Origin of the sequence: Polaribacter glomeratus (genome assembly GCF_002954665.1) — a bacterium.
Classification (GTDB): domain Bacteria; phylum Bacteroidota; class Bacteroidia; order Flavobacteriales; family Flavobacteriaceae; genus Polaribacter; species Polaribacter glomeratus.
On the sequence record NZ_MSCM01000002.1, the window covers coordinates 850,080 to 872,541 of the forward strand.

Genomic DNA, 22,462 nt, shown 5'->3' on the forward strand with positions numbered 1-22,462 from the left:
TTTATATATTGTATATATAATATATATTTGTAATTCATTAGAATGCTTGTTTATATGAAAAAAATAATAGAAATAGATGATTCTATTCTTACTAAACTAAAAATATTATCTGCTTTTGAGGGATTAAGCGTAAAGGCTTTAATGGAAAAAGCTATTGAGTTGTTTGTAAAGAATAAAGAAAAGGAACAATTAGACAGTTTATCTAAAGAAGAAAAAGAAGATATAGGCCTTTTACTCTTAATGCAACAAGCAGATAGAAGAGATATGGTAAGTGAAGAAGAGTTTTTAGAAGGATTAAAATAATGGAAATTCTTTATTTGAGACAAGCATTAAAAGATGTAAACAAAGTTAAAAATAGTAAACTGAAAACTAAATTAGCTGAAATTATTTCTGATATTAAAAGTGCTAATGATTTATCAGAAATTAGTAGTGTAAAAAAAATATCTGGTCACCCAGAAGCCTACAGAATTAGAATTGGAGATTATAGATTGGGAATTTTTTATTCAGATGAAATTGTAACAGTCGCTCGGTTTTTAAAACGTAATGATATTTATAAATTATTTCCATAAAAAAAACCAAAGTAAAATAAGTACTTCGGATTTTTTTTACACTGCCTACTGCCCACTAAAAACTGAAACTGCCAACTTACAAGCTAAGGTGCAGGATTCGGAATTTCTGCATGAACTGCATTTATTTCATTTATAATTTCATCAGATAAGTGTACATAAATAGATTCTATATTCTCTTTTAACTGATCCATTCTTGTTGCTCCGATTATATTACTAGTTACAAATGGCAACTGATTTATAAAAGCTAAAGACATTTGTGTAAGCGTTAAATTATGTTTTTTAGCAATTTCTAAATATTTTATCACAGCTTTTTCTGATCCTTCATTTTTATATCTAGCAATAAACCTTGGAAATAGTGTTCCTCGTGCACCATCGGGTAAATTACCGTCTAAATATTTACCAGATAAAACGCCTTGTGCTAAAGGAGAATACGCCAATAAACCAATATCTTCTCGCATAGAAACTTCGCTTAAACCTACTTCATAACCTCTATGAATCATAGAATATGAATTCTGTATGGTTACAGGTCTTGGCAAATCGTACTCGGTTGAAGTCTGTAAATATTTCATGGTTCCCCAAGGTGTTTCGTTAGACAAGCCGATGTTTTTTATTTTTCCTTGCTTGATGAGGTCTTGTAAAGTTTCTAAAATTTCGAAATGATTTTCTGCTTCTTTTTCAGCCGTTTTAAAAGGATAATCTCTTATTCCGAAACAATTTACACCACGATCTGGCCAGTGCAATTGATACAAATCTAAATAGTCCGTTTTTAAACGTTTAAGACTTCCTTCTAATGCTTCTGTGATGTTTTGTTTGTTGAATCCGCCAGTTCTAATATGGGCTGTATAATCGCCACCACCAGCAATTTTACTTGCTAAAACAACTTTGTCTCTATTACCTGTTTTTTGTAACCAATTTCCAATAATTCTTTCGGTTCCTCCATAGGTTTCTGCATTTGCAGGAACAGGATATAATTCTGCGGCATCAAAAAAGTTTACCCCTTTGTCAAGCGCATAATCCATTTGATCATAAGCTTCTGCTTCTGTATTTTGATTTCCCCAAGTCATGGTTCCTAAACAAATTTTAGAAACTTTTGTATCTGTATTTGGTAGTTTTGTGTATTTCATATTGTTGTGTAAACGTGTAATTGTTTATTTGTTGAATTGTAAAAAAACTGATTGCTAAATTAAAAACTATTATTTCAATCAAAAAATAAAGCGTGTAATTTTTTACAATTACACGCTTCTATTATTTTTTAAAACTTAAATCTAAGTTTTAAATATGTAGTTGGTTTATAAATGTGTATCTAAAATCTAACAATTATACGATTACACAAATAACAATTCAACAACTATTTTAAAATAGCTTCAATTCCTGGTAACGTTTTTCCTTCTAACATTTCTAACATTGCGCCACCACCAGTAGAAACATAGCTTACTTTTTCTGCAAAACCAAATTGTTTAACAGCGGCAACAGAATCTCCACCACCAACTAAAGAAAAGGCTCCGTTTTTAGTAGCTTTATCAATAGAATGACCAAGTGCAATTGTACCTGCAGCAAACGATTCCATTTCAAAAACACCTAAAGGTCCGTTCCATAAAATAGTTTTACATTTATTTACAACTTCGTCAAAAATAACTCTAGATTTTGGGCCAGCATCAACGCCTTCCCATCCATCAGGAATTTTATCAACATCACAAATTTGTGTATTTGCATCGTTGCTAAAATCATCCGCAGCAACTACATCAACAGGAATGTGAACTTGCACATTTTTAGCTTTTGCTTGTTTTAAAATTTCAAGCGCTAATTCCATTTTATCGTCTTCACAAATTGAGTTTCCAATTTTTCCGCCTTGCGCTTTCACGAAGGTAAAACTCATTCCGCCACCAATAATTAAATGATCTACTTTGTCTAAAATATTTTCAATTACTGTAATTTTTGAAGATACTTTTGCGCCTCCTAAAATTGCTAAAACTGGTTTTTCAGAGTTGTTTAAAACTTTATCGATACTTTCAATTTCTCTTGCTAATAAGTTACCAAAACATTTATTTCCTTCAAAAAATTGCGCAATAATTGTAGTTGATGCGTGTGCTCTGTGAGCCGTTCCAAAAGCATCATTTACATATATATCTCCTAATTTAGAAAGTTGTTTTGCAAAAGCAACATCACCTTTTTCTTCTTCTGTATAAAAACGAAGATTTTCTAATAATAAAACTTCTCCGTTTTCTAAATTGGCAACCGCTTCTTCTGCTTTTGCGCCAACACAATCATCAACAAACTTTACTTTTACACCAATAATAGTTGTAATTTCATCAACAATATGACGCAAAGAGAATTCGTCTTGTTTTCCTTTTGGGCGCCCTAAATGAGACATTAAAACGCAACTTCCTCCGCCTTCTAAAATCTGAATAATAGTTGATTTTGCAGCTTCAATTCTAGTAGCATCTGTAACTTCAAATTTATCATTTAAAGGCACGTTAAAATCTACACGTATAATTGCTTTTTTATTTTCGAAATTAAAATCTTTCAGTGTTTTCATTATTGTTGATATTTTTAACAAAAATACTTTTTTATTTACGGGTATTAAAATTGATAACTTAAAATTTAAGATAACGTTTGCGTAATTTAAATTGTTTAAAATTTGCTTTGAATTCTAGAATTAGTGCGGAACAAATTTTTATATTTGTAGATGCTTTTCAACCAAATTATAGGTCAAGAACATATTAAAAAACATTTGCAACAATCTGCTGAAAATGGCAGAGTGCCGCATGCACAATTATTTGTGGGTAAAGAAGGTTCTGGGACGTTGCCAATGGCGATTGCTTATGCGCAGTTTTTATTGTGTAATTTTTCTGAAGCTTTAGATTCTTGTAATATAAAGTGTAACAAATTGCAACACCCAGATTTGCATTTTGCATTTCCTGTAACTACAAGTGATGCTGTAAAAAAACATCCTGTAAGTGATTTATTTTTAGAAGATTGGCGTCATTTTGTTGCCGATCAACCCTACGGAAGTTTATTTAATTGGTTGCAGCAAATTGGTGTAGAAAACAAACAAGGATTAATTGGGGTAGATGAAGCCGAAGCTGTTGTAAAAAAACTACAATTAAAAAGTTACGAAGGCGGTTTTAAAGTAATGATTATTTGGATGGCAGAAAAAATGAACATTGCTGCTGCCAATAAATTATTAAAACTTATTGAAGAGCCACCAAATAAAACTGTTTTTTTGCTGATTACAGAAAATGAAGAACAGATTATAAATACGATAAGGTCTCGTTGCCAAGCGTTATATTTTAATGCTTTAAGCGAGCAAGATATTGCAAATGCATTGGTGGTAAACCATCAAGTTAAGGATAACGAAGCTGCGAATATTGCGCACCAAGCAGAAGGAAATTTTAACAAAGCACTGCATTTAATGCAAAATGATGCTGCTGATTTGGTTTTTGAAGAATGGTTTATTGCTTGGATTAGAACTGCTTTTAGAGCCAAAGGAAACGCAGCCGTTGTGCAACAATTAATTTCTTGGTCTGATACAATAGCAAAAACAGGTAGAGAAACTCAGAAACGGTTTTTAGAGTATTGTTTGCAATTCTTTAGACAAGCACTTTTATTAAACTATAAGTCTGATCAGTTGGTTTTTATGGAAACAAAATCTAGCTTTGACCTTTCTAAATTTGCACCTTTTGTACATTCTGGAAATATTCTAGAGATAGAAAAAGAGTTAAATGATGCCATGTATCACATAGAAAGAAATGGAAATGCCAAAATTATTTTGCTAGATCTTTCTATGAAATTAACGCGGTTCTTACATAAAAAAGAAGAAAAAGTTTAGGTAGATTTATTTTTTCCAAGTGCCACCGTAAACATAATTTGGGTTTTCTTTTTTTAAATTTAATAAGCATTCTTTACAGGCAAAAATCCATTTTTTGGTAAACTCATACTGAATTCTATACATAGTTGAGAAATCTTTTTTACATATTTCACAGTATTTAATTCTAGGTTTCGTTGCCATTAAAATTCCTTCCGTTTTTAAAATTGAACTTATAAATTAGTTAATCTTGCTACATATTTGCCAATTACATCAAATTCTAAATTTACAACATCGTTAACTTGTAGCGTTTTAAAAGTGGTATGTTCCCAAGTATAAGGTATTATTGCAACACTAAATTCGTCTTTTTTAGAATTCACGACCGTCAAACTGATACCATTTATAGTAATAGAACCTTTTTCTATGGTGATGTTGTTTTTGCTAGAGGTATATTTAAAAGTACAAAGTGTACTTCCGTTTTCATCTTTCATGTTGGTGCAAATTCCGGTTTCATCTACATGTCCTTGAACCATGTGCCCGTCTAGTCTGTCGCCTAATTTCATTGCGCGTTCTAGGTTTACAATGTCGGCTAGTTTTAATTTTCCTGTATTAGTTTTATCCAACGTTTCTTTAATAGCAGTTACAGTGTATTCGTCCTTATTAATGTTAACAACCGTTAAACATACGCCATTATGCGCAACACTTTGATCTACTTTTAGTTCATTTGTGATGCTACTTTTTATGGTTAAATGAACATTTTCTTGTTCTTTTACAACGTTTGTTACTGTGCCAAGTGTTTCTATAATTCCTGTAAACATATCCCTAAATTTTCGTTACTTTTGTAGACATCAAAAATAGCAATATTACAAGAGTTATATGGATAAATCTGATAAAATAATCGTTGGAATTTCAATTGGAGATTTAAATGGAATTGGCATTGAAGTAATTTTGAAAACATTTGAAGACAAAAGAATGTTGGATTTTTGTACTCCAGTACTTTTTGGATCTACAAAAGTAATTTCCTATCATAAAAAAGCCTTAGAAATAGAAACTGCAGTTCACGGAATTACATCAATAAATCAAATTAACCATTCTAAAATTAATGTTTTAAACATTTGGAAAGAAGAAGTTGAAATTGAATTGGGTACTGCCACTAAAATTTCTGGAGATTATGCTGCAAAATCATTAGCATCCGCGGTAGCGCATTTAAAAGAGAATACAATTGATGTGCTGTTAACGGCACCTATTAACAAAGAAAATATACAATCAGAAACATTTAATTTTCCTGGTCATACAGAATATTTAGAAGCAAATTTAGAAGGTAAAAGTTTAATGATTTTAATGACGGATGAATTGCGAATTGGCTTAATAACAGGTCATATTCCTATTGCTAAAGTTGCAGAATCTATTACGCCAGCATTAATTAAGAGCAAAGTGGAAACGATGCATGCATCATTATTACAAGATTTCGGAATTAATAAACCCAGAATTGCTGTTTTATCTTTGAATCCGCATTGTGGCGATAAAGGTGTAATTGGTGCAGAAGATGACGAAATTATTAAGCCAACAATAGACGAAATTAAAGAAACTGGCAAGTTAGTTTATGGTCCTTATGCTGCGGATGGCTTCTTTGGATCGGAAACATACAAACAATTTGATGGCGTTTTAGCAACCTACCACGACCAAGGTTTAGCGCCTTTTAAAGCGTTGTCTTTTGGCAAAGGAGTTAATTTTACAGCAGGCTTAAATGCAGTAAGAACCTCGCCAGATCACGGAACAGGTTATGATATTGCAGGTAAAAATAAAGCAAATCCGTCTTCATTTGCAGAGGCATTGTTTACCGGAATTAAAATTTTTAAAACAAGAAAAGAGTATTTAGAACTTACTCATAATCCGTTGATTATAAAATAAAAATAAAGATTCTTCTTTTTTTGATATAAAATATTGCAGAAATACATTTTTTTGTATCTTTGCCCGCTCAATTGATGTTTGATAATGAAAGGTTTGAAAGAATTCACGATACCGTTTGTAGGGTTAAAAGAAGGCAAACACCTATTCAATTATACAATTGATAATAAGTTCTTTGAAACTTTTAATTATGATGATTTTAATAGCTCATCAATAAAAGTTTTGCTAACATTCGTAAAAAAGAGCACATTATTTGAGCTTGGATTTGCTGCAGAAGGTACTGTTGAAGTTCCTTGTGATATATCAAATGAGTTATATCATCAAGAAATAGATGCAAAATTACCAATAGTAGTAAATTTTGGCCCTGAATATAATAACGACAATGAGGATATTTTAATTTTACCTCATGAAGCATATGAATTAGATGTTTCTCAATTTATTTACGAAATGATTGTTTTAGCAGTTCCTAATAAAAGAATTCATCCAAAGGTTTTGGATGGTACAATGGAATCTGAAGCACTAAAGAAATTAAAAGAATTACAAATAAAAGAAGTGAAAACTGTAGATAATACAGACCCAAGGTGGGATAAATTAAAGAATTTAATAACAGAAAAAAACACATAAAATGGCGCATCCTAAAAGAAAAATATCTAAAACAAGAAGAGATAAAAGGAGAACACATTATAAAGCAGCTGATCAACAAATTGCTACAGACCCAACAACTGGAGAGGCTCATTTATATCACAGAGCTCACTGGCACGAAGGAAAATTATATTACAGAGGTCAAGTTGTTTTAGAGTCTACAACAGCAGAAGTTTAAAAATATCCTTTTAAAAATACACCGAAACCCTCAATTTTGAGGGTTTTTTTACGTTTTTCAGGTAAAAACCATCTCTTTTGATGATTTTTAACCAAAAAAGTGAAATATTTTTCACTACTTTTGACTATTCTAAACTTTAGATTTTAAACCTCACTTATGACTAAAATCACTGCAGCAATTACAGCCGTAGGAAAATACGTTCCTGATTATATTCTAACTAATAAAGAGTTAGAAAAATATGTAGATACTAATGATGAATGGATTACATCAAGAACAGGAATTAAAGAAAGAAGGATTCTAAAAGGCGAAGGTTTAGGTACATCCTACATGGCAATAAAAGCCGCAGAAGATTTATTAAAAAAATCGAATACAAAACCAGAAGACATTGATTTGGTAATTGTTGGTACTGCAACACCAGATTTACCTGTAGCATCAACCGCTGCTTATGTAGCTTCAGAAATTGGTGCAACAAATGCTTTTGCGTACGATCTACAAGCTGCATGTTCTAGTTTTTTATATGGGATGTCTACTGCCGCTAGTTATATAGAATCTGGTCGATACAAAAAAATACTTTTAATAGGTGCAGATAAAATGTCTTCAATTATAGATTATGCAGACAGAGCAACTTGTATTATATTTGGTGATGGAGCAGGAGCTGCTTTATTTGAGCCAAATAATGAAGGTTTAGGTTTGCAAGATGAGTATTTAAGAAGCGACGGAATTGGAAGAGATTTTTTAAGAATAGAAGCTGGTGGGTCTATTATGCCACCAACAGAACAAACTGTAAAAGATAAAAAGCATTTTGTATATCAAGAAGGTAAAACGGTTTTTAAATATGCGGTTTCTAATATGGCAGACGTATCAGAAAAAATGTTAACCAGAAATAATCTTACAGAAAAAGATATTCAATGGTTAGTGCCACATCAAGCTAATAAAAGAATAATTGAAGCTACCGCTAATAGAGTTGGCGTTGCTCCAGAAAAAGTGATGATGAATATCCATAAATATGGTAATACAACATCAGCAACTTTACCCCTTTTATTAGCCGATTATGAAGATCAATTAAAAAAAGGAGATAATTTAATTTTTGCAGCATTTGGTGGAGGTTTCACATGGGGAGCTATCTATTTAAAATGGGCATATAATTCATAAACAAAAAAACAACTAAACAATAAGAAGCATGGATATTAAAGAAATTCAAAATCTTATAAAATTTGTAGCTAAATCTGGCGCTAGCGAGGTAAAGTTAGAAATGGAAGATATTAAGATTACCATTAAAACAGGTACAGAAACTACCATAGTGCAAGCTGCCCCAATGGTTGGCGCGCCTCAAGCAGCAGCGGCTCCTGTAACTTCGCATTCAGATGGCGAAACAGTTACAGTTATTAAGGCTGATGATGATTCTAAATACCTAATTGTAAAATCGCCAATAATTGGTACTTTTTACAGAAAACCATCTCCAGATAAATCTAATTTTGTAGAGGTTGGTTCAGAAATAAACGTTGGTGACACTGTTTGTGTTATCGAAGCAATGAAATTATTTAACGAAATAGAATCTGAGGTTTCAGGTAAAATCGTTAAAGTTTTAGTGGATGATTCTTCTCCTGTAGAATATGATCAACCATTATTTTTAGTAGATCCATCTTAATTTTAGAGTATTAGATTTCTAGATATTTAGGCGTTTTAGACGCTAAATAATCAAACAATCCAATTATTTAATCAAATCTAAACTTTTAAAGATGTTTAAAAAAATATTAATTGCCAACAGAGGTGAAATTGCACTACGTGTAATTAGAACTTGTAAAGAAATGGGTATAAAGACTGTTGCTGTATATTCTACGGCAGATGCAGAAAGTTTACACGTTAGATTTGCTGATGAAGCTGTTTGTATTGGACCGCCATCAAGTGCAGAATCGTATTTAAAGATGTCTAATATTATATCTGCTGCAGAAATTACCAATGCAGATGCAATCCATCCTGGATATGGTTTTTTATCTGAAAACGCTAAATTTTCTAATTTATGTGAAGAACATAACATTAAGTTTATTGGTGCAACAGGTAAGATGATTGACCAAATGGGAGACAAAGCAAATGCTAAAGCGACCATGAAAGCTGCCGGTGTACCTTGTGTACCGGGATCTGAAGGTATTATTGCCGATTTTGCAGAATGCGAAAAATTAGCAAAACTTACAGGATATCCTGTAATGTTAAAAGCTTCTGCTGGTGGTGGTGGTAAAGGAATGCGCGCTGTTTATAAAGCAGAAAATTTAAAAGACGCTTGGGATTCTGCTAGACATGAAAGTAAAGCTGCTTTTGGTAACAACGATATGTACATGGAGAAGCTTATTGAAGAGCCAAGACATATTGAAATTCAAATTGTTGGAGATTCTTACGGAAAAGCATGCCATTTATCAGAAAGAGATTGTTCTGTACAAAGACGTCATCAAAAGTTAACAGAAGAAACACCTTCTCCTTTTATGACCGATGAGTTGAGAGAACAAATGGGAAATGCAGCTGTAAAAGCGGCTGAATTTATCAATTATGAAGGTGCAGGAACCATAGAGTTTTTAGTTGATAAGCATAGAAATTTCTACTTTATGGAAATGAATACGCGTATACAAGTAGAGCACCCAATAACAGAAGAAGTTGTGAATTACGATTTAATTCGCGAACAAATTTTGGTTGCTGCAGGTGTACCAATTTCAGGTAGAAATTATTATCCACAGTTACATGCTATAGAATGTAGAATTAATGCAGAAGACCCTTATAATAATTTTAGACCGTCTCCTGGAAAAATAGTAACCTTACATACCCCTGGAGGTCACGGAGTAAGAATGGATACACATGTGTATGCAGGTTATACAATACCACCAAATTACGATTCTATGATTGCTAAATTAATTGTTACTGCTCAAACAAGAGAAGAAGCAATTAATAAAATGAAAAGAGCTTTAGATGAATTTGTTATTGAAGGTATTAAAACGACCATTCCTTTTCATAGACAATTAATGGATCATCCAGATTATGTAGCGGGTAATTACACCACTAAATTTATGGAAGATTTTGTAATGAAAGCTTAAAATATTTTTTCAATCTTATATTTAAAATAGAGAATACATATTTGTATTCTCTATTTTTTTATCTTTATGCTAAAATTTATTGCTATGAAAATTGACGGTATTGATAAAATAATTATTAAAAGCTTGGTAACGGATGCTAGAACTCCTATTCTTAGTATTGCAAGAGAAGTAGGTGTTTCTGGAGCTGCAATTCATCAGCGATTAAGAAAATTAGAAAAATCTAAATTAATAGATGGGTATAGAATGGTAATTAACCCTAAAATTTTAGGATACTCTACAACTGCTTTTATTGGTGTCTTTTTAGATTCTTCTAGTTTATATTCATCAGCTATAAAGCGATTAAAAGAAATTCCTGAAATTATAGAAAGTCACTATACAACAGGTAATTATGCTATCTTTATTAAGGTTTTATGTAAAAATAACGAAGATTTAATGCATCTTTTAAATAAGGACATTCAAAATATAAAAGGGGTGTCTAGAACAGAAACTTTTATCTCTTTAGACCAACAGATTGATAGACAGATATCTATTTAGATAAAAAACGCTTTAACTATAAAATTTTACCTTTTAAAGAGATTTATAAACGACTTGTCAAATAAATGAAACAACAGGTTTTTTTTATTTCATTTTTGTAGATATCAATAAAAAATTAAACTCCTTTAATACGTTGGTTATACAAGAAGGTTTAAAGGATAAAAGATAAAATGGAGCAACCTAATTTAAAATTTATAAAAGAAATTGTAGGCGATGACAAGGCTTTCGAAAAGAGTCTTATAGATATCATTAAGCAAGAATTTCCTGCGGAGGCTAGCCTTTTTACTAAAAATTTTTCTCAAAAAAAATACACAGAAGCTTCTACGAATGTGCATAAATTAAAACATAAAATTAGTTTATTAGGTTTAGAAGAAGGTTTTGAGATTGCCTATGAGTTTGAAAATGAATTAAAAAATGGAAATACTGCGCTACATCCTGAGTTTTTAGAAATCTTACACAAAATTCACTTATATTTACTTGAGTAAATAACTCTCAAATTTCTATTATGGATTGTATAATTATTGATGATGATGCCACTGCCAGACTAATTATAAAACAGCATTGCATTAATTCAAAACAAATAAACGTTCTTGAGGAGTTTTCTTCGGCAATTGATGCTATAAAATATTTAAATAATAATAGTGTAGACTTGGTTTATTTAGACATTCATATGCCTAATTTTTCTGGTTTTGATTTTATTCAGACATTAAAAAATCTACCAAAAATTATTTTAACCACTTCGGATAGAAACTTTGCTTTAGAAGCTTTTGAATATAAAAGTGTTGTTGATTATTTACTAAAGCCAATATCTAAAGAGAGATTCGAAAAATCTTTAGAAAAATTAGTGGCTACTTCAACAGTCGAAAAATCGTTACAAAAGGAAGAAAAACTATCTGACTATATTTTTGTGAGTGTTGATAAAAGACTAGTTAAAATAAATATTGCAAGTATTTATTTAATAGAAGCCAAAGGAGATTATATTAGCATTAAAACAAATGATAAAAATTACCTTGTACATTCTACTTTAAAAAAGATAGAAGATAAATTACCATCAAATTTATTCTTTAAAGTGCACAGATCTTTTATTATAAATTTCTCAGAAATTATAGATATAGAAGATAACAGTGTTTTAATTGGTCAAGTTGTTGTGCCTGTTAGTAGATCTAATAAAAGCGAACTAATGAAAAGGTTAAATCTCTTATAAATTATTTTATTAATCATTACTTAAGTGTAATTCGTCGTAACTAAATAGTAAATAAACGATACTTAGTCGTTTATTTGTTGTAATTATAGTAGTTTTGCAGAAGTGATTTTAATATTACTATTAAGCAATTATAAGTTGGGGGATTTATAAATTGATACGAAAAGGGCTGATTCTTCAGCCCTTTTTTAATTATAAGATATTCAAGTTTTTTTAATTCTTTTTGTCAGAAGATAAAGATGAAGTTTTATGTTACAAAATTATATTTTTCATAAAGCTCTATAAAGGTATTAAACGAAACTTTTACTTAGTTATCCATTTACAAATAATTTCAATAAATTGTTCTCTATTAAAGGGTTTAAATAAATAATCGTTCATTCCTACCTCAAAACACTTTTGTTTTTCTTCTTCTATATCACTTGCCGTTAAAGCAATAATTGGGATATCTAACTTTAGTTTTTGTCTAATTATTTCTGATGCTTCATAACCGTTTAAAACTGGCATTTGAAGATCCATCAGCACTAAATCACAGCTATTATTTTGTAAATAATTTACAGCTTCTTCACCATCATTTGCCTCTGATACATGCACTTCAAATTCCTTTAAAATAACGTTTGCTAACATCCTGTTCATAATATTATCATCAACAACAAGTACTTTTTTACTTTTTAAACTGTTAATAGAAGCTTTAGTTGTAGTGTCTTTTTTTATAGAATCTTTTACTTCTTTTTTTTCATTATTCTGCTGTGCTGTACTTAATATATCTTTTTTTGTAGAATTTGATTCAAGGCTTTTTTCTTTAAAAGAGAGTCTATCTGCTTTTGTTTTTAAGGAACCAAGAACATCATTAAGTATAAACGACAATTTATTAGAGGCTCTTGTATTGTTGCCTAAAAATTTACAAGTAGAAATATTCATAGTTCGTTTATTGTTTATAATCAAGGTTTAAAATTACTAAAATAGTAGGAAATCATTTAAAAAAACCTTAAAATAATTTTAGTTCAAATAATAATTTTAAAACACAGAAATAGAGATTGTTATAAATGACTCAAAATAAGTTTTAAAACTGACTAATACGCTAGGAATAAAAGATTGACATATAAAAACAGCAATTAATTTTTTTAAACTTCATTTGATAATCAGGTGATTGAGTTTTTATTTAAAGCTATAAAATAGATTCAAATATTCAAAACATACCTTTAGGGTAAAATAAACAATTGATAATAAAGGCTTTAAGTATCTAAAATTTTAATACTGTCTATGTTTTTATTTTCATATTTTTTATTTTGAGATATTATTGTATATTTAAACGATTTAAAATCCCTAAAATATAATTATGAAAGTTACAATTGTTGGAAGCGGTTATGTTGGTCTTGTTACTGGCGCCTGTTTTTCTGAGGTAGGTATTGACGTTACTTGCGTCGATATAGATCAAAAGAAAATTGAAAATCTAAATAATGGAATCATACCAATTTATGAGCCTGGTTTAGAGGAAATGATTACTAGAAATATGAAAAAAGGGCGACTTAGTTTTACAACTAATATTGCTGAAGCTTTAGAGGATTCTGAAGTTTTATTTATTTCAGTTGGTACACCGCCAGATGAAGATGGCAGTGCAGATCTTAAATATGTACTTGCAGTAGCCAGAGATTGTGGTAAGCACATGAACGACTATATGTTGGTTGTAACTAAAAGTACAGTGCCAGTAGGAACATCAAAAAAAGTAAAAAAAGCATTACAAGAAGAGTTAGACAAACGAAATGTTGATATTGAGTTTGATGTTGCTTCAAATCCAGAATTTTTAAAAGAAGGAGCTGCAATTAATGACTTTTTAAAACCAGATAGAATTGTAGTTGGTCTAGATAGCCAGAGAGCAGAAGACTTAATGACAAGTTTATACAACCCGTTTACACTTAACGGTCATCCTGTAATTTTCATGGATATTGTATCCGCAGAAATGACAAAATATGCAGCAAATGCAATGCTTGCTACAAAAATTAGTTTTATTAATGATATTGCTAATTTATGCGAAATTGTTGGTGCAGATATCAATAAAGTAAGAAAAGGTATTGGATCAGATTCAAGAATTGGACCTAAATTTATTTATCCAGGAATTGGATATGGAGGTTCTTGTTTCCCAAAAGATGTTCAAGCGTTAATTAGAACAGCAAGTGAAAATAATTATGATTTACAAGTACTTAAGGCCGTTGAAGCGGTTAATAAGTATCAAAAACTAGTTTTATTTAATAAAATAAACACGTACTTTAAAGGAGATTTAAAAGGTAAAACCATCGGTATTTGGGGTCTTTCTTTTAAGCCTCAAACAGATGATATGCGTGAGGCGCCGTCGTTATATATCATAGACAGCCTTTTAAAAGCAGGAGCCCATGTTAAAGCATACGATCCTGTAGCAAATAATGAAGCAAAACATCATTTTGGCGACACTATTACGTATTATGATGAACAGTATGAAGTTTTAATCGATTCGGATTGTTTGGCAATACTTACAGAATGGCCAGAATTTAAATTTCCAAGTTTTAAAATCATAAAAAAACTATTAACCGAACCAGTTATTTTTGATGGTAGAAATATTTATGATAGAGAGCAAATTAAAAGAAATGGTTTTGAGTATTTCTGTATTGGTGTTAACACTACAGATGATAGTGATTCTATTATAATAAAATAAATAAACCATGAGAAAAAAGATTCTTATAACTGGCGGAGCTGGTTTTGTTGGTTCGCACTTATGTGAGCGTTTATTAAATGAAGGTAATGAGGTGTATTGTTTAGACAATTACTTTACAGGTCAAAAAAAGAATGTAATTCATCTTTTAGACAATCCTTATTTTGAATTAATCCGTCACGATGTTACAACGCCTTTTTTTATAGAAGTAGATCAAATTTATAATTTAGCGTGCCCGGCTTCACCTGTTCATTATCAGTACAACCCTATTAAAACGATGAAGACATCTGTTATGGGTGCTATTAATATGTTAGGATTAGCAAAACGAGTTAATGCAAAAATATTGCAAGCTTCCACAAGTGAGGTATATGGAGATCCATTAGTACATCCTCAAACAGAATCGTATTGGGGACATGTTAATCCTATTGGAGATCGCGCTTGTTATGATGAAGGAAAAAGATCTGCAGAAACCTTGTTTGTAAATTATCACAAACAAAATAATGTAGATATTAAAATTATTAGAATATTTAATACTTACGGACCAAATATGCATCCGCATGATGGTCGTGTAGTTTCAAACTTTATTGTACAAGCTTTACAGAATCAAGATATTACAGTTTACGGTGAAGGAAATCAAACACGTAGTTTTCAATATGTGGATGATTTAGTTGAAGGGATGATTAGATTGATGAATTCTAGAGACGGTTTTACTGGACCTGTAAATGTTGGGAATCCTAATGAATTTACAATTTTAGAGCTGGCTCAAAAAGTAATAAAACTAACGGGTTCTAAATCTAAGATTATTTACAAACCATTACCGTCAGACGATCCTATGCAAAGACAACCAGATATATCTCTTGCTAAAAAAGAATTAGATTGGTCGCCAAAGGTGCAATTAGATGAAGGTTTAATAAAAACGATAAGCTTCTTTAAGACAGTTATTTAATTTTAATTTGCTTAAAATAGTTAGTAAGGAGCAAAATAAATACCTAAACTTATTTTGATTTTTTTATTGAATCTTTTAAAAAAAATTCGCTAAAAAAATCAAAATAGGTTTGTTTATTTAATGTTTTATAGAATTAGTTGTACAAACAACTTACTACACTATCAATAGTAGCAATTTATTAATATCTAATTATTTAAATCCGTTTTAAATTTTAATTTGTACATTTAAAAAACGTAGTACTAAATAAATACTATTATGAATTTACCCCCAAACTCAGACTCTTCATCCGTTAAATTATACGATTTACAGGTAGTTAGCCAAATGTGTCGTGCTAACGAAGAACAAGTTTTAAAAATGGTTGAAGTATTTATCGGCCAAATTTCGCAATCCATAAAAGAGATTGAGACAGCATATTCTGAAAAAGACTTTTTAAAAATTAAAAAGTTGACTCACAAAATTAAACCGCTTTTAACTTATTTTGGAACTTCTAAATTAGAACAAGAGTTTATTCTTACAGACGAACTTTTTTCAAAAGAAATTGTTTCATCAGAATTAGATCTAAAAATTGCAAATCTTAATTTTTTGATACATGAAGTTATTAGTCAAATGAAAAAAGATTTTAATATCCCTAATATATAAAATAATGAAGAAAAAAATACTAGTTGTAGACGATGAAATAAGTATCTGTATGTTGTTGCAGAATTTTCTTTCGAGAGACTATGATGTTATAACAATATATAGCGCATTAGAGGCTCTTGAATGGCTAGAAGATAACCTTCCAGATCTTATTATTTCGGATATTCAAATGTCTGAAATGGATGGTTACGAATTTTTAACCAAAGTGCGTCAACGAGGTTTTACAAAACACACGCCTATTGTAATGTTGTCTGGTAGAGCAGAAAGTAAAGAACGTATAAAGTGCTACAGACTTGGTGCACAAGATTATCTTACAAAACCATTTAACCCAGAAGAGCTTGAAGAGTTGGTAAAGAAAAATCTGTATCCAATTCATTATGCTATAGAATGGTAGTTTTGTATAAGTCTTTGGTGCAGAAAACCTAGACAAGTAAAATAGAAAGCATTTTTTAATAAAAAATATTTTCAAAACTCCCTTAAAATAAGCGAATTAAAAAGTCGGGAAATTTTAACAATTAAATAAAAAATCGCAACTTAATAAGAGTACGTAAATGATTTCAAATAAGAATATTTTATACATTGGTAGTTTAGTAAACTACTTTGAGCTAGATGATTATGAAAACTGGTCTATAACTTCCTTAGAAAATAGTATTAAGGCTACAAAATATCTAGAAGCTACTAAAAATATAGATGCTATAATTTGCGATTATAATATACCAGGAAACAATGGTATATTTTTCTATGATTGGATTAGAGCGCAGGCTAGATACGATGCTATTCCGTTTATACTACTTTCAAGAGAGTTTAATGTTGATGTATATAAAGCTGCATTTAAAAAGCAAATTGATGATTTTTATGTACCGTCTGTTACCAAATCAACTGATATTTTAATGCGTGTAGAATTTTTATGCACACACAAAAGGGTAAAGGGTAAAGTAGAAACTCCAAGAGTTAAAGAAGAAGGGTATAAAATGCCTGTTTCAAAACGTATTTTTGATATTTTGGTTGCATTTTCAGTGCTTTTGGTTGCATCTCCATTTTTACTTATTATTCTTTTAGCAATACGACTAGAGTCTAAAGGAAAAGTTTATTATATATCAAAACGTGTTGGTAGAAAAACATTCGACTTTTATAAACTAAGATCTATGCGAACAGGATCTGACGAATTACTTAAAAAACTAGCCGCAGAAAAAAATCAATATAAAAAAGAAGAAGTAAATTCTGAAGATAGTACGATAGGTACTCCGTGTCCAAGATGTACTATTTTGCCACACGGCGAGACTTGTTCACCTATTATGCATATCGATACACATCAAATATGTGATTATTGGTTTAATGTTCAAAAACGAGAAGCAGCAAAAAACAACTCAACATTTGTAAAAATTGTTGATGATCCAAGAATTACTAAAGTTGGTAAATTTATTAGAAATACGAGTATTGATGAATTGCCACAGTTAATAAATGTTTTAAAAGGAGATATGTCTATTGTAGGTAACAGACCTTTACCAGTTTATGAGGCAGAACTATTAACTGGTGATGATTTATCTAAACGATTTTTAGCACCTCCAGGAATTACAGGTTTATGGCAAGTAGAGCTAAGAGGTAAAGGGGGCAAAATGTCTGAAGAAGAAAGAATGCGATTAGATAATGAATATGCAGACCAGTTTGTTGGTGATAATTATTCTTTTTGGTATGATATTAAACTTATTTTAAGAACAATACCTGCATTATTTCAATCTGACAGCGTATAAATTTATAGCCCAAATAAAATGAACAAGTTTTTATATGTATTATCAATTTTGTGCTTAACTGTTATTTGTTGTAACAGTATTCAAGCTCAAACATCAGAATTTGAAGATAATTCATCAAAAGCGATTGAGTTTAAATTTCCGCCACTTCAAGTTGTTATAGATTCTGCTATAAAACGAAGCGCTATGCTTAGTTTTAGAAAGCATCATATTGGAGTTGTAGAATCGACATTAGCATCAGAGCGCATATATTGGACCAGAAACGTAGGGATTCAAGGAGATTCTAGATATGGTAACTTAAGTAATTTTGCTACCAATAACGATGGTGTTTCTAATACAGCAGCTTTAACAACTGCCAAGCAGTTTAATTATAGTATAGGGTTTTATTTGAAATTTCCGGTTTTTGATGTTTTAAATAGAAAGCATCAACTAAAACTAGCAAAGTTAGAAGTAGAAGAAGCTGTAAGTATGGCCGAATTTACAAAGGAAGAAATAAGGCAAACCGTTATAAGACTTTATCAAGATTTAATATTAAAGCAGAAATTGTTTCAAATAAGATCAAGAAGTTTGGGCGATGGTAGAGTGAATATGGAAATGGTTGAAAAAGAATTTAGAAATGGCGTTGTACCAATATCAGAATATGTTAGGATAAATGGTATGACTGCAAATATGGAAGCAGATTACGAAAAAGCAATGTCTGAATTTATTACAGCTAAACAGTTGTTAGAAGACATGGCTGGATTTGTATTTGGCTTAACACTTTCAAATTAAGAAGATGACTATAGTTGATTTTGTGAGATTAATTTTAAAGCACCTGGTATTGTTAATACTAGTTCCGTTGCTTCTTGGCACTATGGTTATTGTACTTACAATGAACCCATCTTTCGAGTATTCTTCAGAAACTTTACTATATACTGGTCTTGCAACAGGTTCATCTATTGAAATGGATAAGACCTTTAATTATCAAGCTACAAACACTGCATTCGATAATTTAATAAACATCATAAACTCAAGAGAAACTCAAGAGGAAGTAGCAATTAGATTGTTAGCACAGCACTTAATGTTACCAGAAGCAAACTCTAAATTTATATCGAAAGAACTTTTTGATGAATTTCAGAAAAAAATTCCAAAAGACTTATACAAATATGTAGCAAAAGGTAACACAACAGTCAATAATTCTGTACAAGAAAGTGATGCTGAACTTACCCCGTTTCCAGAGTCAATAAATAGAAAAGATTATGAGCAAACAGTTTTAAATTTAACTTCTTTAATGAAAAGTAGCAATACCAATTTTGTATATGAGTTGCTAAATTATGATGAAGATGACCATTATTCCTTGAAAGCTATTTCTGGTATAAAAGCTCAAAGAATAAATAGTAGCGATTTAATTAAGTTAAGTTACACTGTTAATGACCCGGGTATTTGTCAGCAAACGCTTGCTATTTATAACCAAGTTTGTATTATTAATTATAAACATATAAAAGAAAATAGATCTGATGCCGTTGTTAAATATTTTGAAAATGAACTCTTTAAGGCCAGAGAGAATTTAAAAGAAGCAGAAGACAGACTTCTTGAATTTAGTAAGAGCTCTAATATTATAAATTACTACGAACAAAGTAAAGCAGTTGCTGTAGTTAAGGAAGATATGATGGTGAATTACAAGAAGATTACTGCAGAATTAGCAGGTGTTGAAGCAGGAACCAAAAAACTAGAAGAAAAATTACGCATTCAAGAAATTATACAGCAAAAGAGTAATACCATTCTTGGTAAAAAGAAAGAATTAGGCGATTTAAATTTTAAAATTGGTTTAACACAAGCCGAAATTGAATCTAGAAATGGGGCAGCGGATATTGAAAAAATTACAACTTTAAAAAATCAGTCGCAGTTATTAATTGATGAAATTAAAAAAGGGGTTGATGAATTGTATACATATCAAAACTCAATAGATGGTTTGCCCGTTTCCAAAGTACTTCCAGACTGGATGAATAACGTGGTTGAATCTGAAAATTTGAAAGCACAGATTAGAGTTATAAATGGTCAGAACAACGATTTTCAAGAAGTATACGCAGAATATGCGCCTGCAGGCGCCAACATGAAAAGATTGGAGCGAGAGATTTCTGTTGCAGAGCAAGGTTATTTAGAGATTCTTCATGGATTAAATTTAGCAAAGTTAAAACTGCAAGACAGTGAAATGTCATCTAATTTAAAAACCATTGACACACCTTATTTTCCTTTATCACCAAACCCAACAAAAAGATCTATACTAATTATTGCGGCTGCATTTTTAGGAGGCATTATCACTTTAGGAATTATTTTTGTGATGGAATATTTTGACGATACACTTAAAAATTCTATCCGTGCAACTAAAAAAACAGGCTTTCCATCTTTAGGAATGATGCCCAAAATAATACTAGATCCTGGCAATATTAATTTACCTTTTATTCAAAACAGAGTTATAGAAATCATTACACAAAATATATTACAATATTTTGGCGAGCAAAAGGCAAATCAAAATCCAAAAACAATTATTGTATTTAGTACTCAAAAATTAGAAGGTAAAACGGTTATAGCTGGCAATATTGCAAAGACATTAAAAAAAGATGGTAAAAAGGTATTGCTGTTAAATTATAATGACAAACAAGAATCAATTAATCAAAAACAAAGTTCGCCCATTTTAAATAAAATATTACGCTATCCAGATTCTCGTATAGATTTTGACAATCCTTTTTTAGCGGATGTGTCTTCGTATCTTAAACCATCAGAAAATAAGGTTTATAAGATGAATAATAAGTTTTATGATGCAAAAAGTTATACCGATATTTTAGAATCAAACAATATTTTACTAGATTTTATACCAGATTTTGTAATCATAGAACTGCCTGCAATTATCTATCATAATTACCCAGCAGAACTAATTATAAATGCCGATTTGGATCTACTCGTTTGTCGTTCTAACAGAATTTGGTCAGATTCAGACGAGTCTGCAGTAGCTAATCTAAGAGAAGCTTGTGCCTCAAAACTTAATATACTGGTAAACGGAGTTAACATAAATGAGATAGAATCTGTATTAGGAGATTTACCAAAAAATCGTTCTAAGTTAAGAGAAAAAGTAAAATCGATGTTCAAGTTTCAGTTTTTTTCAAAAAATAAAATTTAATAGTCAAAAATGAAAATGCTTAAAAAAATAGTTCGGGAGGATAATTTTTTGTCTTTAACAGGAAACCTTGTTATTGCAATTTTAGGTATTAGTGGTTTTGCCTTGTTAGCAAGAAGTTTAACGTTAGATGTTTTTGGTGAATGGGTTTTATTTATAACAGGTGGTTCTTTTGTAGAAATGTTTCGATTTGGTATTACAAATACTGGCCTAATACGTTTTTTATCTGGTGCAGACAAAGACTCTAGAGATAAATTAATAGGATCAAATGCTTTAATTGGTTTAGGAGCAACAATTTTAATAGCAGTTATTTTGGTTTCGTGCTACACTTTTTTTAATGATGCAATTAGTAACTCTGGGTATAATTTGTTTTTTAAATGGTATCCATTATTAGCTTTTTTTAATCTTCCATGGAATAATGCGTTGGTTGTTTTGCAGGCAGACAGAAAATATGGTAAAATATTAATTGTAAAATCAATAAATAGTGGGCTGTTTTTTATGGTAATTTTGTTTAATTTCTTTTTTATCGAAATGCAGTTAAATCAACTAGTTATTGCTTTAGTTATTATAAACGCGTTTACTTCTCTTATTACTATAATTTTGGGTTGGGATGGCACAAAATTGATTACAAAAGCAACGGGAAAAACCAATAAAACATTACTAGATTTCGGAAAATATACCACGTTTACTTTAATAGGGACAAACTTATTAAGAAGTGCAGATACTTTAATTATAAGTTTAAGCCCTATGGGAAATGCTGCCGTGGCACTTTATAGTATACCTTTAAAACTAACTGAATTACAACAAATTCCTTTACGAAGTTTTGTTGCTACCGCATTTCCAAAAATGTCTAAAGCAAGCGTGCAAGGAAAAGTACAAGAGGTAAGAGATTTATTTTACACATATTCAGGAGCACTTACCTATTTATTTGTGATCATGAGTTTGTTCACGTTTGTATTTGCAGAGTATTTAGTTTTAATTCTTTCCGGGCAGCAATATTTAGTCGTTGACCCAATTACAGGTTTTAATGTGGTTGATATTGTTCGTGTATTTTCAATTTACGGTCTTTTATTACCAATCGATAGAATGACAGGTATTGGGCTAGACAGTATTAACAAGCCAAATATAAATGCCATAAAAGTATTTGTAATGGTAGCTGCAAACGTTATAGGAGATTTTATAGCAATTTTTGTTTTTAAATCTTTAATTCTTGTGGCAGTCGCATCTATCGCATTTACGATAATTGGTATTTGGATGGGTATGTATTTCTTAAACAAAGAATTAACACTTTCTTACAAAGAAATTTTTTCTAGTGGAATTACTTTCTATAAAAATCTTTTTAATAAAGTAACTAATAATCGTTTTACATAATCGCTTA

General features: G+C 30.5%; 24 protein-coding genes. 20 read left to right on the forward strand and 4 right to left on the reverse strand.

Translation table 11 applies throughout. The features are described 5' to 3' along the window. Positions 1-54 precede the first annotated feature (54 nt). Entirely contained in the window at positions 55-303 is a 249-nt protein-coding gene (locus tag BTO16_RS13790; RefSeq protein WP_105022245.1) for a hypothetical protein, read from the forward strand. Beyond that, complete coding sequence (locus BTO16_RS13795) at positions 303-569, forward strand: type II toxin-antitoxin system RelE family toxin (protein ID WP_105022246.1); 267 nt, start codon at positions 303-305, stop codon at positions 567-569. The genes BTO16_RS13790 and BTO16_RS13795 overlap by 1 nt, the downstream gene beginning before the upstream one ends. Positions 570-652: 83 nt before the next feature. Here BTO16_RS13795 and BTO16_RS13800 read toward each other — a convergent pair whose 3' ends face one another. Then, entirely contained in the window at positions 653-1,693 is a 1,041-nt protein-coding gene (locus BTO16_RS13800) for an NADP(H)-dependent aldo-keto reductase (RefSeq protein ID WP_105022247.1), read from the reverse strand. A 224-nt stretch (positions 1,694-1,917) separates the two neighbouring features. Then, positions 1,918-3,105 carry a phosphoglycerate kinase gene (locus tag BTO16_RS13805; RefSeq protein WP_105022248.1) on the reverse strand — a complete coding sequence of 396 codons (1,188 nt, stop codon included), beginning with the start codon at positions 3,103-3,105 and terminating at the stop codon, positions 1,918-1,920. 150 nt (positions 3,106-3,255) lie between these two features. Here BTO16_RS13805 and BTO16_RS13810 point away from each other — a divergent pair, with 150 nt between their 5' ends. Continuing rightward, positions 3,256-4,398, forward strand: a complete 1,143-nt coding sequence (locus BTO16_RS13810) for a DNA polymerase III subunit (RefSeq protein ID WP_105022249.1) — start codon at positions 3,256-3,258, stop codon at positions 4,396-4,398. A gap of 209 nt (positions 4,399-4,607) precedes the next feature. On the opposite strand, the gene BTO16_RS13815 is transcribed toward BTO16_RS13810, so the two are convergent. After that, a complete protein-coding gene (locus tag BTO16_RS13815; protein WP_105022250.1) occupies positions 4,608-5,192 on the reverse strand; it encodes a riboflavin synthase in 585 nt (194 codons plus the stop codon). A gap of 58 nt (positions 5,193-5,250) precedes the next feature. On the opposite strand from BTO16_RS13815, the gene pdxA reads away from it, so the two are divergent. The 9 genes from pdxA (at position 5,251) to BTO16_RS13860 (ending at position 11,920) form a co-directional block, all read left to right on the forward strand. Next, positions 5,251-6,285, forward strand: coding sequence for a 4-hydroxythreonine-4-phosphate dehydrogenase PdxA (gene pdxA / locus BTO16_RS13820; RefSeq protein ID WP_105022251.1), 1,035 nt, complete (start codon positions 5,251-5,253; stop codon positions 6,283-6,285). Positions 6,286-6,369: 84 nt separating this feature from the next. Continuing rightward, the gene (locus tag BTO16_RS13825) at positions 6,370-6,906 is read left to right on the forward strand and encodes a YceD family protein (RefSeq protein ID WP_105022252.1); all 537 of its coding nucleotides are present in this window, start codon (positions 6,370-6,372) and stop codon (positions 6,904-6,906) included. Between the two features lies 1 nt (position 6,907). Continuing rightward, positions 6,908-7,102, forward strand: a complete 195-nt coding sequence (gene rpmF / locus BTO16_RS13830) for a 50S ribosomal protein L32 (RefSeq protein WP_105022253.1) — start codon at positions 6,908-6,910, stop codon at positions 7,100-7,102. A gap of 156 nt (positions 7,103-7,258) precedes the next feature. Then, positions 7,259-8,254, forward strand: a complete 996-nt coding sequence (locus BTO16_RS13835) for a beta-ketoacyl-ACP synthase III (protein ID WP_105022254.1) — start codon at positions 7,259-7,261, stop codon at positions 8,252-8,254. Positions 8,255-8,282: 28 nt separating this feature from the next. Further along, a complete protein-coding gene (gene accB / locus BTO16_RS13840; RefSeq protein WP_105022255.1) occupies positions 8,283-8,750 on the forward strand; it encodes an acetyl-CoA carboxylase biotin carboxyl carrier protein in 468 nt (155 codons plus the stop codon). Between the two features lie 91 nt (positions 8,751-8,841). Continuing rightward, positions 8,842-10,182, forward strand: a complete 1,341-nt coding sequence (accC, locus tag BTO16_RS13845) for an acetyl-CoA carboxylase biotin carboxylase subunit (RefSeq protein WP_105022256.1) — start codon at positions 8,842-8,844, stop codon at positions 10,180-10,182. Between the two features lie 84 nt (positions 10,183-10,266). Continuing rightward, positions 10,267-10,716 (forward strand): Lrp/AsnC ligand binding domain-containing protein, encoded by a 450-nt coding sequence (locus tag BTO16_RS13850; protein ID WP_105022921.1) that lies wholly within the window; start codon positions 10,267-10,269, stop codon positions 10,714-10,716. 170 nt (positions 10,717-10,886) lie between these two features. After that, positions 10,887-11,201: an Hpt domain-containing protein gene (locus tag BTO16_RS13855; RefSeq protein ID WP_105022257.1), complete on the forward strand. Its 315-nt coding sequence runs from the start codon at positions 10,887-10,889 to the stop codon at positions 11,199-11,201. A 20-nt stretch (positions 11,202-11,221) separates the two neighbouring features. Then, on the forward strand, positions 11,222-11,920 hold the full coding sequence (locus tag BTO16_RS13860; protein WP_105022258.1) for a LytR/AlgR family response regulator transcription factor: 699 nt from the start codon (positions 11,222-11,224) through the stop codon (positions 11,918-11,920). Positions 11,921-12,220: 300 nt separating this feature from the next. Here BTO16_RS13860 and BTO16_RS13865 read toward each other — a convergent pair whose 3' ends face one another. Continuing rightward, positions 12,221-12,835, reverse strand: coding sequence for a response regulator (locus BTO16_RS13865; RefSeq protein WP_105022259.1), 615 nt, complete (start codon positions 12,833-12,835; stop codon positions 12,221-12,223). Positions 12,836-13,253: 418 nt separating this feature from the next. Between BTO16_RS13865 and BTO16_RS13870 the strand changes: the two genes are divergently transcribed. The 8 genes from BTO16_RS13870 (at position 13,254) to BTO16_RS13905 (ending at position 22,455) form a co-directional block, all read left to right on the forward strand. After that, positions 13,254-14,603 (forward strand): UDP-glucose dehydrogenase family protein, encoded by a 1,350-nt coding sequence (locus BTO16_RS13870; protein WP_105022260.1) that lies wholly within the window; start codon positions 13,254-13,256, stop codon positions 14,601-14,603. Positions 14,604-14,610: 7 nt separating this feature from the next. Next, complete coding sequence (locus tag BTO16_RS13875) at positions 14,611-15,546, forward strand: UDP-glucuronic acid decarboxylase family protein (protein ID WP_105022261.1); 936 nt, start codon at positions 14,611-14,613, stop codon at positions 15,544-15,546. A gap of 255 nt (positions 15,547-15,801) precedes the next feature. Next, positions 15,802-16,185, forward strand: a complete 384-nt coding sequence (locus BTO16_RS13880; protein ID WP_105022262.1) for a hypothetical protein — start codon at positions 15,802-15,804, stop codon at positions 16,183-16,185. A 4-nt stretch (positions 16,186-16,189) separates the two neighbouring features. After that, positions 16,190-16,576, forward strand: a complete 387-nt coding sequence (locus BTO16_RS13885; protein WP_105022263.1) for a response regulator — start codon at positions 16,190-16,192, stop codon at positions 16,574-16,576. 157 nt (positions 16,577-16,733) lie between these two features. Continuing rightward, complete coding sequence (locus tag BTO16_RS13890) at positions 16,734-17,933, forward strand: sugar transferase (protein WP_105022264.1); 1,200 nt, start codon at positions 16,734-16,736, stop codon at positions 17,931-17,933. Positions 17,934-17,951: 18 nt separating this feature from the next. Continuing rightward, complete coding sequence (locus BTO16_RS13895) at positions 17,952-18,701, forward strand: TolC family protein (RefSeq protein ID WP_105022265.1); 750 nt, start codon at positions 17,952-17,954, stop codon at positions 18,699-18,701. A 100-nt stretch (positions 18,702-18,801) separates the two neighbouring features. Beyond that, positions 18,802-21,087, forward strand: coding sequence for a GumC family protein (locus BTO16_RS13900; protein ID WP_146105411.1), 2,286 nt, complete (start codon positions 18,802-18,804; stop codon positions 21,085-21,087). Between the two features lie 9 nt (positions 21,088-21,096). Continuing rightward, complete coding sequence (locus tag BTO16_RS13905) at positions 21,097-22,455, forward strand: lipopolysaccharide biosynthesis protein (RefSeq protein WP_105022267.1); 1,359 nt, start codon at positions 21,097-21,099, stop codon at positions 22,453-22,455. The last annotated feature ends 7 nt before the right edge of the window (positions 22,456-22,462 follow it).

Bases quoted from the DNA above. Each gene is read 5' to 3' on its own strand.
- BTO16_RS13790 (WP_105022245.1), top strand. From the start codon at position 55: ATGAAAAAAATAATAGAAATAGATGATTCTATTCTTACTAAACTAAAA.
- BTO16_RS13795 (WP_105022246.1), top strand. From the start codon at position 303: ATGGAAATTCTTTATTTGAGACAAGCATTAAAAGATGTAAACAAAGTT.
- BTO16_RS13800 (WP_105022247.1), bottom strand. From the start codon at position 1,693: ATGAAATACACAAAACTACCAAATACAGATACAAAAGTTTCTAAAATT.
- BTO16_RS13805 (WP_105022248.1), bottom strand. From the start codon at position 3,105: ATGAAAACACTGAAAGATTTTAATTTCGAAAATAAAAAAGCAATTATA.
- BTO16_RS13810 (WP_105022249.1), top strand. From the start codon at position 3,256: ATGCTTTTCAACCAAATTATAGGTCAAGAACATATTAAAAAACATTTG.
- BTO16_RS13815 (WP_105022250.1), bottom strand. From the start codon at position 5,192: ATGTTTACAGGAATTATAGAAACACTTGGCACAGTAACAAACGTTGTA.
- pdxA (WP_105022251.1), top strand. From the start codon at position 5,251: ATGGATAAATCTGATAAAATAATCGTTGGAATTTCAATTGGAGATTTA.
- BTO16_RS13825 (WP_105022252.1), top strand. From the start codon at position 6,370: ATGAAAGGTTTGAAAGAATTCACGATACCGTTTGTAGGGTTAAAAGAA.
- rpmF (WP_105022253.1), top strand. From the start codon at position 6,908: ATGGCGCATCCTAAAAGAAAAATATCTAAAACAAGAAGAGATAAAAGG.
- BTO16_RS13835 (WP_105022254.1), top strand. From the start codon at position 7,259: ATGACTAAAATCACTGCAGCAATTACAGCCGTAGGAAAATACGTTCCT.
- accB (WP_105022255.1), top strand. From the start codon at position 8,283: ATGGATATTAAAGAAATTCAAAATCTTATAAAATTTGTAGCTAAATCT.
- accC (WP_105022256.1), top strand. From the start codon at position 8,842: ATGTTTAAAAAAATATTAATTGCCAACAGAGGTGAAATTGCACTACGT.
- BTO16_RS13850 (WP_105022921.1), top strand. From the start codon at position 10,267: ATGAAAATTGACGGTATTGATAAAATAATTATTAAAAGCTTGGTAACG.
- BTO16_RS13855 (WP_105022257.1), top strand. From the start codon at position 10,887: ATGGAGCAACCTAATTTAAAATTTATAAAAGAAATTGTAGGCGATGAC.
- BTO16_RS13860 (WP_105022258.1), top strand. From the start codon at position 11,222: ATGGATTGTATAATTATTGATGATGATGCCACTGCCAGACTAATTATA.
- BTO16_RS13865 (WP_105022259.1), bottom strand. From the start codon at position 12,835: ATGAATATTTCTACTTGTAAATTTTTAGGCAACAATACAAGAGCCTCT.
- BTO16_RS13870 (WP_105022260.1), top strand. From the start codon at position 13,254: ATGAAAGTTACAATTGTTGGAAGCGGTTATGTTGGTCTTGTTACTGGC.
- BTO16_RS13875 (WP_105022261.1), top strand. From the start codon at position 14,611: ATGAGAAAAAAGATTCTTATAACTGGCGGAGCTGGTTTTGTTGGTTCG.
- BTO16_RS13880 (WP_105022262.1), top strand. From the start codon at position 15,802: ATGAATTTACCCCCAAACTCAGACTCTTCATCCGTTAAATTATACGAT.
- BTO16_RS13885 (WP_105022263.1), top strand. From the start codon at position 16,190: ATGAAGAAAAAAATACTAGTTGTAGACGATGAAATAAGTATCTGTATG.
- BTO16_RS13890 (WP_105022264.1), top strand. From the start codon at position 16,734: ATGATTTCAAATAAGAATATTTTATACATTGGTAGTTTAGTAAACTAC.
- BTO16_RS13895 (WP_105022265.1), top strand. From the start codon at position 17,952: ATGAACAAGTTTTTATATGTATTATCAATTTTGTGCTTAACTGTTATT.
- BTO16_RS13900 (WP_146105411.1), top strand. From the start codon at position 18,802: ATGAACCCATCTTTCGAGTATTCTTCAGAAACTTTACTATATACTGGT.
- BTO16_RS13905 (WP_105022267.1), top strand. From the start codon at position 21,097: ATGAAAATGCTTAAAAAAATAGTTCGGGAGGATAATTTTTTGTCTTTA.